The organism is Pseudomonas sp. Arb-4-2C (assembly GCF_055755015.1).
The window spans coordinates 2,124,064-2,141,154 of the sequence record NZ_CM146899.1 but is presented as its reverse complement, the minus strand read 5'-3'; the positions used below and the strand labels follow the sequence as shown (position 1 = coordinate 2,141,154).

Below are 17,091 nucleotides of genomic sequence, written 5' to 3'. Positions count from 1 at the left end.
GCCAGTACTCGCTCTGACGTTGCAGCACTTCGCCGCTGAGCCAGCGCCGCTGCCACACCGCGTAGTCGGTGTATTGCAGCGCCAGTGGCGGCAACGGGTCCGGCTGACCGTGACTGAACGCCTGATACAGCGCCATCAGTTCGCGGGTCAGTACCCCCATCGACCAGCCATCGGAGATGATGTGGTGCAGGGTCAGCAACAGCACATGGTGATCGTCGGCCAACCGCACCAGCCGTCCGCGAATCAGCGGATCGTCCTGCAAGTCGAACGGCCCCGAGGCTTCGCCCTGAATCAGCGCTTGCAGGGTTTCGTCGGGCTGCGGGTGCTGGCGCAGGTCTTCGACCCGCAGCAGCAGGCCGGTATCCACCGGGGCGATCAGCACCTGGGCTTGGTCGTTGAATTGGGCGAAGCGGCTGCGCAGGGTTTCGTGGCGGGCGACGATGCGCGCCAGTGCGCGTTGCAGCGCCGCGTCGTCGAGACGGCCACGCAGGCGCAGGGCCACGGGAATGTTGTAGGCGGTGTTGGCGCCTTCCATTTGTGCGAGGAACCACAAGCGCTGCTGGGCGAACGACAACGGCAAGGCGCCGTCACGCGGTACCGGCAGGATCTGCGGTTGCGCACAGCGTCCGGCCTCGCTCAGCACAGAAGCGACCGCCGCCAGTTCGGCGTTGGCAAACAGATCACTCAGTGCCAACTCGACACCCAGCCGTTGCCGCACCTGCGAGACCATGCGCATCGCCAGCAGCGAGTGGCCGCCCAGTTCGAAAAAGTGATCCTGACGCCCCACCCGCTCGACCTGCAGCACATCAGCCCAGATCTGTGCCAGCGCGGTTTCCACCTCGCCTTCGGGCGCCACGTACTCGCGGGTGAACAACGCTGCCAGATCGGGCGCCGGCAAGGCCCGGCGATCAACCTTGCCATTGGCGGTCAGCGGCAGCGCGGCAAGTTTGACGAACGCTGCCGGCACCATGTATTCCGGCAACCGGCTGAGCAATTGCGCACGCAACTCGCCCACCGGCAGCGCCTCGACCTGCGCCTGTTCGGTGAAATACGCCACCAGTCGCGGCTGCCCGGGCTGGTCTTCGCGGGCCAGCAGCACCGCTTCCTGAATCCCCGGCAACTGGTTGAGGCAGGTTTCGATTTCCCCCAGTTCGATGCGCACGCCACGGATTTTCACCTGATCGTCGTTGCGCCCCAGGTACTCGATCGTGCCGTCTTCGCGCCAGCGCGCGAGGTCACCCGTGCGGTACATCCGCGCGTTGGCAGCCGTACTGAACGGGTCGTGCAGGAAGCGCTCGGCGGTCATTTCCGGGCGATTCAGGTAGCCACGGGCGACACCGGCACCGCCGACGTACAACTCACCGGCAACGCCGATCGGCACCGGGCGTTGCTGCTCGTCGAGCAGGTACACCGTGGCGTTGCTCACCGGTTTGCCGATGTGCAGCGCATCGCCGCTTTCCACCAGGCCCGAGGTCGCGACCACCGTGGCCTCGGTCGGGCCGTAATTGTTGATCACGTCGAAATGCTGGTGGCGGTTGAACTGCCGCAAGCGATCGCCGCCGATCAGCAGCGTGCGCAAGGTCGGGTGTTCGAGGTGCTGGCTGAAGGCGTATTCGGCCACCGGCGTTGGCAGGAAGCTCACGTCCAGCGGCTGCGCGCACCACCAGGCCAGCAGCGCGTCGATGTCTTCAACGCCCTCGTGGGTCGGCGCCAGATGCAGGGTCGCGCCCGCGCACAGCGCCGGCCAGACTTCCCAGGCCATGGCGTCGAAACCGAAACCGGCCAGGCTCGAGGTGTGGCGCCCGGCACACAGGTCGAACGCTGTGCAGTGCCAATCGACCAGATTACTCAAGGTGTGATGCTCGACCATCACGCCCTTGGGCAAGCCGGTGGAGCCGGAGGTGTAGATCACGTAGGCCAGGTGCCGAGGCGTCAGGCCCGGCACTTGTGGGTCAGGCGCCGCACTCGACGGCCAGGTGCAGCGGTCGAGTTCAATCACCGGCACGGCCAGCGCCGGCAAGCGCTCGCGCAGATTGCTTTGGGTCAGGACCACCACTGGCGCGCTGTCGCCCAGCAGATAGTTCAGGCGCTCGGCCGGGTGCGTCGGATCGATCGGCACATAACCGGCGCCAGCCTTGAGAATCGCCACCAGGCCGATCAAAGTGTCCAGGCCCCGACGCGCGACGATCGCCACGCGGGCGTCCGGGCGTACGCCCAGATCGATCAGGTGCAGGGCCAGGGCATTGGCGTGCTGATTCAACTCGGCGTAGGTCAGCGTCTGCCCCTGAAACTCTGCCGCGATGGCTTGCGGGCGCTCGGCCACCTGAGCCTCGATCCGCTGTGCGATGGTCAGTGGTTGCGGATAGTCGGCCCGGGTGGCATTGAACGCGACGAGCACTCGCTCGCGCTCCGCTTCGGGCAGGATCGACAATTGATCGAGCGGTGTCTGCGGCGCCTGCTGCAGCGCCAGCGTGAGGTTTTCCAGCGCGCACATCATGTAGGCGCAAACCCGCTGCGGATCGATCTGGCGACTCGCCAACAGGTTCAGGCTGAAGCTGTCGCCATAGTCATCGATACTCAGCGCCAACGGATAGTTGGTGCGTTCCTCCGAATGCAGCATGCCGATGCCTTCCCAGGCGGCGTGCGCCTCGGCGTCGGTTGCGTGGGCGTTGTGACGGTAATTGAGCAAGGTACTGAACAGTGGCGTCGGCGCGCTGACCCCGCTGCATCGCTGGGCCAGTGCCAGCGGTGCATGTTCGTGGCGCATCAGGGTCGTCAGGCGTGCATGCGTGGCCTTCACCGCGGCGCGCACGTCTTGTCCGTTCACATCCACCCGCAGCGGCAAGGTGTTGATGAAAATGCCCAGCGCCCGCTCGGTGGCCTCGGCGCCCTGCAGACGGCCCATCAGCACCGTGCCGAACACCACTTGCGGCTTGCCGGCGACCACCGCCAGCACTTGCGCCCAGGCCAGGTGAAACAGGCTCGCGGCACTCACGCCGAGCTGCCGCGCCTGCTCCCGCAGTCCCTCGCCCAGCGCCGCCGTCAGCGGCAGGCACAGCTCGGCAATGTCATGCCCTTCACCCTGCACGTCGTGCAGACCGAACGGCAGCGTCGGCTCGTCGATGTCACCCAGCATCTCGCGAAAGAACGCCTCATGCTGCGCTTCACTGATCCCCAGCCGCGCCTGCGCCACATAATTGCGAAACGGCACCGGTTGGCCCAACTGTGCGAGCCGCCCGGACAGGCAAGCCTGCATTTCCTGGCTGAGTACCGCCAGTGCCGAGTGGTCCATGGCCATGTGGTGAAACAGCAGAATGCCGACCACTCGCTGACCGATATCGTCCCAGGCATGCACCAGGCGCAGCAGCGGCGCCCGGGTCACGTCGAGGCGAAACCGCCGCGCATCGAAGCGTTGCTGCAACTGCGTGAGCACGTCGCCATCGGCGCTGTCGAGCAGCACCTCCTCGACCGGCAATTGCGCCTGGCGCACCACCACTTGCAGCGGCGTATCCAGGCCATCCCAGACCATCGCGGTGCGCAGGATGTCATGCCGATCGATGACGGCCTGCAACGCACCGATGAACGCCTGCAAGCGTTCGCGCCCGGCGAACTCGAACTGCGCCTGCATCACGTAGGGGTCGCCCTGGGTGGCACTGATGTGGTGATAGAGCATGCCTTCCTGCAACGGTGCCAACGGATAAATATCCTGCACATTGGCGGCACCGCCCGGCACGTCGCCGACGATACGCGACAGGGTCGGCTGATCGACCTCGGCCAGCGTCACCATCGCCGGGGTGATGTGTGTGCTGCCGGGCACGATGCCATTGGCCGGCACCTCGACCTGACCGGTGCGCGCCGCCGAATATTCACCGGCCGAGATCAGCTCGATCAGCGCCGGTTTGTGCTCACGCAACGCCGCCAGCAGTGCCGGATCGCTCAAGGCCTGCTTGTTGCCGTTCACCCGCAACTGGTCGTCCGTGACCGTCAACTGGATGTCTTTTGCCTTCAGTGTCGCCAACAGTTCGAGCACATTCACAGGACGATCTCCATTCTTTCTGTAATTGCGGCGTAGCCGGCCAGGGTCGGTTGTTCGAACAACGCCCTGACATCAGCTTCCATGCCTTCCTGACGCAAGCGGCCGATCAGGCTGACCGCGAGCAATGAGTGACCACCCAGTTCAAAGAAATGATCGTTACGCCCTACCCGTTCCACGTTGAGCAACTCGGCCCACAGCCGTGCGAGGAGGATTTCCACTTCACCGACCGGTGCTTCGTATTCACGGCTGAGGGCCGCGGTCTGATCAGGCAGCGGTAAGGCATTGCGGTCGAGTTTGCCGTTGGGGCTCAGTGGCCAGGCATCGAGGTGCACGAACAGCGCCGGCACCATGTAGTCCGGCAGATGCTCGAGCAGATGGCTGCGCAACGACTCGATTTCCAGCCGTTCGCCGGTGTAGTACGCCACCAGTCGCTGGCCACCCGTGGCCTCCTCGCGGGCCAGCACCAGGGCATCCTGCACGCCGCTGATCTGGCTCAGGCGCGCCTGGATTTCCCCCGGTTCGATGCGCAGGCCGCGAATTTTCACCTGATCATCGTTGCGCCCCAGGTATTGCACGCTGCCGTCGGGCAGATAACGACCGACGTCCCCGGTGCGATACAGACGCGCGCCCGGTGTTGCGCTGAACGGGTCGTCGAGGAAGCGTTCAGCACTCAATTGCGCCCGGTTGAGGTAACCGCGCGCCACCTGCACGCCACCCAGATACAGCTCGCCGATCACGCCTTGCGGCACCGGCTGGCGCTGCGCATCGAGAATGTACAGGCGGGTATTGGCGACCGGTTTGCCGATCGGTGGCAGGTTGCCCGTCAGTGGTGTGTGCGGCTCGAGCGTCCACAGCGTGCTGTCGACAGTGGCTTCGGTCGGCCCGTAGACGTTGTGCAGGCGCACCTGCGGCAGACGCTCGCGCACGCTATGCACCAGCGCCGCCGTCAACTCGCCTCCGCCGCAGAAAATGTCGGTCAGACTGCGGCACTCGGCGACGTCCCGGGCTTCGAGGAACTGCTGCAGCAAGGCCGGCACGAACTGGATCACGCTGATCTGTTGCTCGCGAATCACTTCGCTCAGGTAGTCAGGATCACGCTGCCCGTCCGGGCGTGCCAGCACCAGACGCAGGCCCGAAGTCAGCGGCCAGAACAGCTCCCACACCGAGGCATCGAAACTCAACGGAGTCTTGTGCAGCAACGCACCTTGCGCAGAGGTCGGGCAGGTGCGCGCGCTCCATTGCACCAGGTTGCACAGGCCCCGGTGCTCGACCATCACCCCTTTCGGCGTCCCGGTGGAGCCGGAGGTGTAGATCACGTAGGCGAGGTTCGCCGCACTGAGCCCCGGCACCTGCGGATCGCTGTCCTGGTGGCCCTGCCAGTCGTGCTGATCCAGATCCAGCAGCGGCACGCCGAAATCGCCGAGCAACGTGCGGGTCGAGCCGTGCACCAGTGCCACCCGCGGCGCACTGTCGCGCAGCATATGGCTCAGGCGCTCGGCCGGGTAACCCGGATCCAGCGGCACATAGGCACCACCCGCCTTGAGGATGCCGAGCAGACCGATCAACAGCTCCAGCCCGCGCTCGACACAGATCGCCACCGGGATGTCCGGCCCGACGCCTTGAAGGCGCAGGTGATGGGCGAGTCGGTTGGCCTGCGCATTGAGTTCGCGATAACTCAATTGACGTTCACCGGCTTGCGCGGCAATCGCCTGTGGCGTGCGTCGGGCCTGAGCCTCGAACATCCCGTGAATGGTCTGCTGCAGATCGAAATCGACCTCGGTGGCATTGAAGTCCACCAGCAACCTGTGCCGTTCTGGCGCCTGCAACACCGTCAGGCGATTGAGCGACTGTTGCGGGGCCTGCTCCAGCGCCTGGGCCAATGCCGCCAGCGCCATCTGCATGTACCCGCCTATCCGCGCAGCGCCGATGTGCGCCGGGGTCAGCGTGGTCAGGTAAAAACCGTCGCCCAGATCGTCGACACTCAGGCTCAGCGGATAGTTGGTGCGCTCCTCGCTGGAGAGGTTTTCGATACCTTGCCAGGTCAGGCGATTGGCTTGCTGCTGTTGTTCGTTGACGCTGTGCCGGTAATTGAGCATCGCGCTGAACAGTGGCGCCGGCGCCGCCACCCCGCTGCAACGCTGGGCCAGCGCCAGCGACGCATGCTCATGGCCGAGCAACGCGGTGAGTTGCGCATGGGTCGCACGCACGCCGGCCCGCACCGAGGTGTCGCCCAGGTCCACGCGCAACGGCAAGGTGTTGATGAACATCCCCAGGCCGCGATCGGCACCGGTACCGCCCTGCATCCGCCCCAGCAATACCGTGCCGAATACCACACGGTCCTGCCCGCAGGTCGCTGCCAGGACTTGCGCCCAGGCCAGGTGGAACAGGCTCGCGACGCTCACGCCCAACTGCCGCGCCTGACTGCGCAAGCGCAGGGCCAGGGCCTCGGGCACGCTCTGGCGCACTTCTTCGATGTCATTGCCGTCGCCGCGTACATCCAGCAGACCGAACGGCAGCGTCGGCTCGTCGATATCACCGAGCATCGCGCGAAAGAACGTTTCATGTTCCTGCTCGCTGACGCCCAGACGCGTCTGCGCCACGTAATTGCGGTACGGCACGGCCGGCATCGGCGCTTCGCCCTGCCCGAAGAGAATCGCCTGCATTTCCTGCTGCACCACTTCCAGCGCGGTGTGGTCCATGGCGATGTGATGGAACAGCAGCATGGCGACGACCCGGTCATTGACCGGATCCTGCGCATACACCAGACGAATCAACGGTGCCTGACTGATATCGATGCGGTAATGCCGCGCGTCGAAACGCTCGTACAACTGCGCCAGAACATCACCGGCCGCCGGGTCGAAAGCGACTTCCTGCACTGGCAGTTCGGCGTCGCGCCAAACCACCTGCACTGGCGTTGCCAACCCTTGCCAGACCACCCCGGTACGCAGGATGTCGTGCCGGCTCATGACCTGGCGCAGAGCGGCAGCGAAAGCCTGGAAACGCTCAAGGCTGTCGAAGGCCAGGCGCGATTGCAACAGGTACGGATCGCCGCGCTCGGCGGTGATGTAGTGATAAAGAATGCCTTCCTGCAACGGCGCCAGCGGATAAATATCCTGCACGTTGGCCGCCCCGCCCGGCACCGTCGCGACGATGCGCTCGAGGCTGTCATGATCCAGCTGCACCAGTGGCAGCATGTCCGGGGTGATGCGCGTACATCCGGGCGCAATCAGGTTGGCCGGCACCGCGACTTCGCGACCGCTGCCCACGGCGGCGGCCAGTGCGGCGAGGGTCGGCTGGCTGAACAGCACGCGCACGTCGGTGCTCAGGCCGAGCTGACGCATGCGCTCGATCAGGGTCACTGCCAGCAACGAATGGCCGCCCAGTTCGAAGAAGTTGTCGTGTCGCCCGACCTGTTCGACCTGCAACACCTCGGCCCAGACCTGCGCCAGCGCAGTTTCCACCGAGCCTTGCGGCGCCTCATATTCGCGGCTGAGCCAGGCGTCCTGATCCGGTTCGGGCAAGGCCTTGCGGTCGAGTTTGCCATTGGCGGTGAGCGGCAGCGCTGGCAGGCGCACGTAAGCGGCGGGCACCAGTGCCTGCGGCAAGCGTGCCTGCAGATGCAGCCGCAGGTCTTCGATGTCGACCGCCGTGCGCGCAGTGAACCAGGCAATCAGGCGCGCCTCGCGCACCAGCACCACCGCATCCTGCACCGCCGGATGGCTGGACAGCGCGGCGTCGATTTCCCCCAGTTCCACCCGCACGCCGCGCAGTTTGACCTGATCGTCGTTACGCCCCAGGTACTCGATGTTGCCATCGGCCAGCCAGCGCGCGAGGTCGCCGGTGCGGTACATGCGCGCCTGCGGTTCGTCGCTGAACGGGTCTTCGAGGAAGCGTTCGGCAGTCAGCTCAGGACGGTTCAGGTAACCCCGGGCCACGCCCGCGCCACCGACGTACAACTCGCCGGCGACCCCGACCGGTACCGGGCGTTGCAAGTCATCAAGCAGATAAACCCTGGCATTGCTCATCGGCCGGCCGATGTGCAGCAACTGTCCGGCATTGACCTGTCCGGAGGTTGCAACCACCGTGGCCTCGGTCGGCCCGTAGTTGTTGATCACCGCAAAGCTTTGCTCGCGATTGAACTGGCGCAGGCGATCGCCGCCGATCAGCAGCGTGCGCAACGTCGGGTGCTGCAGTTCACGGCTGAACGCGTATTCGGCGATTGGCGTCGGCAGGAAACTCACCTGCAATGGCTGCCCGCGCCACCAGTCGAGCAAGTCATCCAGGTGTTCGTTGCTGATCGACGGCGGCGGCAGGTGCAGGGTCGCGCCGACGCACAACGCCGGCCAGACTTCCCAGGCCATCGCGTCGAAACCGCAACCAGCGACACTCGCGGTGTGGCTGCCGGCGCGCAGGTCGAACGCCTCGCAGTGCCAGTGCACCAGGTTTTCCACGGTCGCGTGTTCGACCATCACACCTTTCGGCTGGCCAGTCGAGCCGGAGGTGTAGATCACGTAGGCCAGATGCGCCGGGGTCAGCGTCGGCAGCAGTGGATTGGAGTCCGGCAGGGCCTGCCAGACGGGGTTGTCCAGATCGATCACCGGCACCCGGCCCAGCAGGTCGCGGGTCGAAGCCTGCGCCAGCACCGCCACCGGATCGCTGTCCTGCAACAGGTACGCGATGCGTTCGGCCGGGTATGCCGGATCGACCGGCACATAACCGGCGCCGGCCTTGAGGATTGCCAGCATCGCGACCAGCATCTGCGGGCCGCGTTGCAGGCACACGGCAATCCGGTCGTCCGGTTGCACGCCGAGGCCGAGCAAGTGATGGGCCAGGCGATTGGCCTGCTGATTGAGTTGCGCATAGGTCAGTTGCTGCGCGCCTTGCACCACCGCCAGCGCCTGCGGTTGCTGCTCGGCCTGCACTTGCACCAGGGCCTGAATCGTCGCGCCGCGCGGGTATGCCGCCGCTGTCGGGTTGAAACCGACCAGCAAGTGCTCGTATTCCTCCACCGAAAGAATCGGCAAGCGGTTGAGCGGGCGTTGCGGCGCCTGTTCCAGCGCGTTCACCAGATGCTCAAGCGCGGTGTGCATGTAGCCGCAGATGCGCTGCGCGCCGATCTGCGCCAGCGCCAGCACTGCCAAGGCAAAACCTTCGCCCAGGTCGTCGACGCTGAGGGTCAGCGGGTAGTTGCTGCGCTCTTCACCACCGAGCAACTGCACACCTTCCCAGATGCCCTGACCGTCACGCGGCTGCGCTTCGGCCGCGCTGTGCCGGTAGTTGAGCAAGGCGCTGAACAGCGGCGCGCCGGACACCGCACTGCAGCGTTGGGCCAGCGCCAGTGGCGCATGCTCGTGGGCCAGCAGCGCGGTCAGCCGTGCGTGGGTAGTCTTGACCGCGCTGCGCACGCCTTCGCTGACGTCCACGCGCAACGGCAAGGTGTTGATGAACACCCCCAGCGTACGGTCGGCGCCCTCGCCGCCCTGCAGGCGGCCCATCAGCACCGTGCCGAACACCACGTCGCGGCGGTTGGCAAGCACGCCCAGCACCTGCGCCCAGGCCAGGTGCATCAGGCTCGCCGGGCTGACACCGAGTTGCCGGGCCTGCTCACGCAGACGCCAGGTCAGTTCGGGATCGACCGCTTGCTGCGCCTCTTCGATGTCACCGCCATCACCCTGCACGTCGTGCAGACCGAACGGCAGCGTCGGTTCGTCGATATCGCCGAGCATGTCGCGGAAAAATGCCTCGTGTTCCTGCTCACTGGCGCCCAGTCGCGCCTGCGCCACGTAGTTGCGGTACGGCATCGGCGTGCTCAGGCGGTCGGCCTGATCGAACATGAACGCGCGCATTTCCTGCCCCACCACCTCCATGGCGGTATGGTCGAGGATCAAGTGCTGGAACAGCACGATGGCCACCACCCGTTGCTGCGCCGGGTCTTCGGCGTAGACGATGCGCATCAGCGGCGCCTGGGTCAGGTCGAGACGGTTGTGCCGGGCATCGAAGCGCGCGTGCAACTGTTCAAGGACATCGCCCTGCGCCGGGTCCAGCGCCACGTGCTGCACCATCAGCGGCGCCTGGCGCCAGACTACTTGCTGCGGGCTCGCCAACCCTTCCCAGACCACGCTGGTGCGCAGAATATCGTGACGGGCGATGACTTTTTGCAGGCTGTCGGCGAAACCCTGCAAACGGTGGAGGTTGTCGAACGCCAGCCGCGATTGCAGCAGGTACGGATCGCCCTGCTCGGCGCTCAAGTGGTGGTAAAGAATGCCCTCTTGCAACGGCGCCAGCGGATAGATGTCCTGCACGTTCGCCGCCCCGCCCGGCACCGTGGCGACAATGCGCTCGATGCTCGGCTGATCGAGTTCGGTCAGGGTCAGCATGTCCGGGGTGATGTGCGTGCAGCCATCCGGAATGCGGTTGGCCGGCACTTCGATCTCGCGACCGCTGCCCACGGCGGCGGCCAGTGCGGCGAGGGTCGGCTGGCTGAACAGCACGCGCACATCGGCGCTGAGGCCGAGTTGGCGCATGCGTTCGATCAGGCTCACCGCCAACAGCGAATGCCCACCCAGTTCAAAGAAGTGGTCGTGGCGGCCGATGCGCTCGACCTTGAGCAGATCACTCCAGATCTGCGCCAGGGCGATTTCAACCTCGCCCTGTGGCGCGGCGAATTCGCGGCTGAGCAGCGCGCCTTCATCCGGCGCCGGCAAGGCCTTGCGGTCCAGCTTGCCATTGGCGGTCAGTGGCCAGGCTTCAAGGCGTACGTAGGCCGAAGGCAACATGTAGTCCGGCAACCGACCTTGCAGTTGTTCGTTCAGGTCGCTGATTGCCGGCGCGTGAGCGTTGTCCTGCGCGGTGAACCAGGCCACCAGTCGTTTGTCCCCGGGCACGTCTTCACGCAGCAGGACCACGGCGTCGCGCACACCGGCGCATTCGGCCAGGCGGTTTTCGATCTCGCCCAGCTCGATGCGATAGCCGCGAATTTTCACCTGCTGATCGTTGCGTCCCAGGTACTGCAGGGTGCCGTCGGCCAACCAGCACACCAGATCGCCGGTGCGGTACATCAGCTCACCCGGGACTTCGCTGAACGGGTCGGCGAGGAATTTCTCGCGAGTCAGTTGTGGCTGGTTCAGGTACCCCTTCGCCACCCCCGCGCCGCCCATGTACAGCTCGCCGACGGCGCCCACCGGCAACGGCTGCTGACGCGCATCGAGCACGTAGGCGCGGGCGTTGCCGATCGGCCGGCCAATCGGAATGCTGCCGGCCTCCAGCGCACGGATTTCATGGGTGGTGGAAAAGGTCGTGGCCTCGGTCGGGCCGTAGCCGTTGAGCAGGTGCTGCGGCGCGCCGTCACGCAGAACCCGGGCGATCACCGCCGGGTCCAGCACATCACCGCCGACCAGCAGATAACGCAAGCGACGGAACGCCGGCATCAGGTCATCGGCGTATTGGTGAAACAGTCCGGCGGTCAGCCACAACACGCTGACGGCTTGCGCCAGCAGCTCGTTGAGCAAGCCTTCGCGGGACAGCACCTGGTTCTGATCGATCACCACTACCGCGCCGCCGTTGAGCAGCGGCGCCCAGACTTCGAGGGTACTGGCATCGAACGCCGGGTTGGAGGCGAAGGCGACCCGATCACTGGCGTTGAACTCGGCGTAGCCATTGTTGATGACCAATCGGCTGATCGCCCGGTGCGGCACCAGCACGCCTTTCGGTGCGCCGGTGGAGCCGGAGGTGTACATGATGTACGCCAGCGCTTCGGCGGACTGCGGCAGGTTCGGGTTGTGCGCCGGATACTCGGCCGGCGTCAGCGTGTCGAGGTCCAGGCGCCGCGCCGGGTAGCCGACGGTTTCGCTGCTGCGGGTCAACAGCAGCACCGCGCGGCTGTCCTGCACCATGTAGCCCTGCCGGTCGGCCGGGGCGTTGATGTCCAGCGGCACGTACACCGCGGCGCACTTGCTGATTGCCAGTTGGCACACCAGCAACTCCAGCGAACGCTCAAGCAAGGTCGCAACGCTGTGCCCCGGCTGCACGCCGAGGCCGATCAGATGATGGGCCAGGCGGTTGGCGCGCTGGTTCAGTTGCTCGTAGCTCAGGCGCTGTTCGCCCTGCACCGCCGCCAATGCTGCGGGACGGCGTGCAGCCTGGGCTTCGAACAAGCGATGCACGGTCTGCTCGCGCGGATACTCGCGACCGGTGATGTTGAAACCGACCAACACCCGTTGACGTTCGCCCGGCGAGAGAATCGACAACTGTTGCAGCGGAGTCGCTGGGTTGTCTTCCAGCGCCAGCAGCAGATGGTGCAACGCGGTTTGCAGGTAATCGCCGACCCGCGTGCCATCGACCTGCGGCAAGGCCTGCACCGTCAGTCGGAAGCCTTCGCCCAGATCGTCGACGTTGACCACCAGCGGGTAGTTGCTGCGCTCGCGGGAGCTGAGAATTTCGATCCCGTCCCAGGCCACGCCTGCCGATTTCTCAGAACTATGGCGGTAGTTGAGCAAGGTGCTGAATAGCGGCAGCGCCGCAGAAACGCCGCTGCAACGCTGGGCCAGCGAGAGTGATGCCTGTTCGTGCGCGAGCAGTTGCGCCAGACGTTCATGGGTAGCACGCACGCCCTGTTGCACCGCGGTCGCGCCGGCACTGACCCGCAGCGGCAAGGTATTGATGAACATGCCCAGGGCCCGCTCGGCACCTTCGCCACCCTGCATGCGCCCGAGCAGCACGGTGCCAAACACCACCTCTTCGCGCCCCGAGACCTGCGCCAGTACCTGACCCCAGGCCTGATGCACCAGGCTCGCCGCGCTGATACCGAGCCGCCGCGCCTGTTCACGCAAACGGCGGGCAACACTTGAATCCAGTGCCTGTACGGTGTCGACAACCGTGCTGCCGTCGCCATGCACGTCCTGCAGACCGAAGGCCACGGTCGGCTCGTCGATGTCGCCAAGCATGTCACGAAAGAACGCTTCATGCGCCTGGGCATTGGCCTGCTGTTGCGCCTGCGCGACGTAGTTGCGGTACTGCACCGGCGTCGGCAGGTCGCGACCACTTGGCTGCAGACTGTCGTTCATTTCCGCCAGCAACACTTCCAGTGCGGTGTGGTCGAGCACGATGTGATGCAGCAACAGGATGCCGATCCAGCGCTGGTGTTCGCGGTCTTCGGTGTAGGCCAGGCGCATCAGCGGTGCGCGGCGCAGGTCGAGGCGATAGTGGCGCGGGTCAAAGCGCGCCTGCATCTGCTCCAGCACGTCGCCTTGCAGCAGGTCGGCGTCGATGCGCTCCAGCGCCAGTGGCGCTTCACGCCAGACCACTTGCATCGGTTCTTCAAGGCCTTCCCAGACCACGCTGGTGCGCAGGATGTCGTGACGTTCGATCACCGCGTTGAGTGCACGGACGAAAGCCTTGATCTGCGCCAGACCGGCGAAGGCGAATTGCGCCTGCAGCACGTACGGATCCCCGGCACTGGTCGCCAGGTGGTGATAGAGAATCCCCGCCTGCAACGGCGCCAGCGCATAGATGTCCTGCACATTGGCGACGCCGCCGGGGACCGTCGCCACGATGCGGTCGATCCCGGCCTGATCCAGCACCGCCAACGGCAGCAGGTCCGGGGTGATTTGCGTGCAGTCGGGGCCGATCAGACTGGCCGGGGCCGCAACGGTGTGGCCGCTGCCCAGGGTCGCGGCCAGCGCCGCCACGCTCGGTTGGCCGAACAGCACGCGCACGTCGCACTGCAAATCGTGCTGACGCATGCGCTCGATCAGTTTCACCGCCAGCAGCGAATGGCCGCCAAGTTCGAAAAAATTGTCATGCCGCCCGACCTGTTCGACACCGAGCAGGGTCTGCCAGAGGCCGGCGATCAGCGTTTCCACGTCGCCCACCGGGGCCTCGAAGCCGCGACGGGCGAAGGCATCGCTGTCGGGTTGCGGCAAGGCTTTGCGATCGAGCTTGCCGTTGGTGGTCAGCGGCAACGCCTCGAGGCACACAAAGGCGCTCGGCACCATGTATTCGGCCAGCGACAGCAGCAACTCGTCACGCAATTGCGCGGCGCTCGGCTCAGGCCCTTCGGCGGCCAGCCAGTAGGCGACCAGCCGCTGATCGCCGGGGCTGTCTTCGCGGGCGATCACCACCGCCTCGCGCACACCGGCGCAAGCTGCAAGGCGTGCTTCGATCTCGCCCAACTCGATGCGGAAGCCCCGGATCTTCACCTGATCGTCGTTGCGCCCCAGGTATTCAAGGCTGCCATCTGCGGTCCGCCGTGCGAGGTCGCCGGTCTTGTACAGACGCGCCTCGGCACGCCCGCTGAACGGGTCGGCAATAAAGCGTTCCGCGGTCAGCGCCTCGCGATTGAGGTAGCCTCGGGCAACACCCGCACCGCCCACGTACAACTCGCCGATCACGCCGGTGGGCACCGGTTCGCGCTGTTCATCGAGCACGTACAGTTGCAGGTCGGGAATGCCCACGCCAATCGGACTGCGCCCAACAGATTGCGCATCCGCCGCCACCAACGGTCGATAAGTGACGTGCACGGTGGTTTCGGTGATGCCGTACATGTTCACCAGCCGCGTGCCGGCATTGCCGACCCGGGCGTACCAGGGTTTGAGCACACCCGGTTCCAGGGCCTCGCCACCAAAAATCACTTCACGCAGCGAATGCTGCAACGGGCTGCGGCCCTGCGCCGAGATCAACTGACGGAAGGCGCTTGGGGTCTGATTGAGCACGGTCACGCCGCTGCGGCACAGCAACGCGTAGCAGTCGTCCGGCGAGCGGCTGACCGCCTGCGGCACCAGCAGCAACTGGCCGCCAAACGCCAGCGCGCCCCAGATTTCCCACACCGAGAAATCGAAGGCGAAGGAATGGAACAGCGCCCACACGTCCTGCGGATTGAAGTTGAACCAGTCATGGGTTGCCGAAAACAGCCGCACCACGTTGCGGTGTTCGACCATCACGCCTTTGGGCAGCCCGGTGGAACCCGAGGTGTAGATCACGTAGGCGAGATGACTTGGAGTGAGCTCGGGAATGTGCGGATTGCTGCTGAGTTCAGCCTGCAACTGCACACTGTCCAGATCGATGATTGGCACGTTGAGCGCGCCAACCCTGTCCAGCGTATCGGCCTGGGTCAATACCGCCACCGGGGCGCTGTCCTGCAAGGTGTAGGCAATGCGCTCCAGCGGATACGCCGGGTCGATCGGCACATAACCGGCGCCGGCCTTGAGCACGCCGAGCAGAGCGATGATCATTTGCGGGCCACGCTCGACACAGATCGCCACGCGCTGATCCGGGCGAATGCCCCGCGCCAGCAGGTGATGCGCAAGTTGATTGGCGCGGCGGTTGAGTTCGCCGTAGCGTAGCGTCTGCTCTTCGAAAATCAGCGCGGTGGCCTCGGGCCGCGCCAGTGCGTGGGCTTCGAACTGTTGATGAATCAACGGTGTTTCGGGGAACTGTGGCAACGGCGAGTTGACCCCGTGCACCAGGTATTCACGCTCGGCGGCCGGCAGAATATTCAGCCGTTGCAGCGACGCATCCGGGGTCGTTTGCAAGGCTTGCAACAGGCTGCGCAATGCCGTGTGCAGATAGCCGGCAATGCGTTCGGCGCCCAGCGCTGCATCCGCCAGCGCGGTGATGCGCAAGTCCTCGCCGAGGTCATCGATGTTGATCGTCAGCGGATAGTTGGTGCGCTCGCGGGCGCCCAGCACCTGCACACCCGGAACCAGCTCGCTGACGTCAGCAATCTCTTCGCGGCTGCTGTGGCGGTAGTTGAGGATTGCGCTGAACAACGGCGTCGGCACTGCCACCGCGCTGCAGCGCTGGGCCAGCGCCAGTGACGTCTGCTCATGGCCGAGCAATGCGGTCAGGCGCCGATGAGTGGCCAGCACCCCGGCACGCACGCCGTCCTGCCCGACATCCACTCGCAGCGGCAAGGTGTTGATGAACATCCCCAGCGCTTGCTCGCCGCCCTCACCCGCCTCCATCCGCCCCAGCAGTACGGTGCCGAACACCACCGCCGTGCGCCCCGACAACTGCCCGAGCACCCGCGCCAGCGCCAAGTGCATCAGGCTGGCGACGCTGACCCCGAGCTGACGCGCCTGGCCGCGCAGTTGCCGGCTGAAATCGGTGTCGAGCATCAGCAAGGCTTCTTCGATGCCCTGGCCGTCGCCTTGCACATCCTGCAAACCACAGGGCAAGGTCGGCTCGTCGATGTCGGCGAGCATCTCGCGGAAGAACTGTTCGTGAACCTGTTCATCCAGGCTCAGGCGCGCCTTGGCCAGGTGATCGCGGTACGGCACCGCCGGCCCGACCTGCGCGGCCTGCCCGAGCAAATGCGCACGGGTTTCCCGGCGCACCACGTCGAGGGCGACGTGGTCCATGATCAGGTGATGGAACAGCAGCAAGGCGACCACGCGCCCGTTGATCGGGTCTGCGGCGTGAACCAGACGCAGCAGCGGTGCCTGCTGCACGTCGAGCCGGAAGGACCGTGGATCGTGGCGCTCCAGCAGTTGCGTCAGCACATCCACGCCCGGGTCCAGGGCAATTTCTTCGCAGTGCAGCGGTGCATGCCGTTGCACCACTTGCAACGGTTCATCCAGGCGCTCCCAGACGAATGAGGTGCGCAGGATATCGTGCCGCTCGATCATCCATTGCAGCGCCTCGGCGAAGGCGTCCAGGCGTTCGCGACTGTCAAAGGCGAACCGCGCCTGCGACACATACGGATCACCAGCAGGCGCCGACAAGTGCAGGTAAAGCATGCCTTCCTGCAGCGGGGCCAACGGGTAAATGTCCTGCAGGTTGGCAGCGCCGCCGGGTACGTTGGCGACCAGCCGATCGATGGTTGGCTGATCCAGCTGCACCAGCGGCAGCATGTCCGGGGTGATGCGAAATGCCGGGCTCAGCCAGTCGCCACCGTGACGGGCGACCAGCTCCAGCAATTGCGCCTTGTGCGCAGCGAGGCTGTCCCACAACGCATCGTCCAGCGCGTCGTCGCTGCCCAGAATGACCAAGTCTTCATCTTCCTGTTGAAGGCGGATCGCATGGGTGGAAATAACAGCCATCAGTTCGCTGAAATGCAT

General features: G+C 65.5%; 2 protein-coding genes (1 of these 2 only partly in view). Both read right to left on the bottom strand.

The features are described 5' to 3' along the window. Positions 1 to 4,036, bottom strand: partial view of a non-ribosomal peptide synthase/polyketide synthase gene (locus AC0J41_RS09575; protein WP_473015316.1) — the 5' portion only. 13,802 nt of this gene lie to the left of the window's left edge; the window shows 4,036 of its 17,838 coding nt (coding positions 1–4,036); the start codon lies at positions 4,034 to 4,036; its stop codon lies off the left edge, out of view. Next, positions 4,033 to 17,091 carry an amino acid adenylation domain-containing protein gene (locus AC0J41_RS09570; protein ID WP_473015315.1) on the bottom strand — a complete coding sequence of 4,353 codons (13,059 nt, stop codon included), beginning with the start codon at positions 17,089 to 17,091 and terminating at the stop codon, positions 4,033 to 4,035. The genes AC0J41_RS09575 and AC0J41_RS09570 overlap by 4 nt, the downstream gene beginning before the upstream one ends.

Excerpts from the sequence above, each read along its gene's own strand:
- AC0J41_RS09570 (WP_473015315.1), bottom strand. The coding sequence starts at position 17,091 with ATGCATTTCAGCGAACTGATGGCTGTTATTTCCACCCATGCGATCCGC.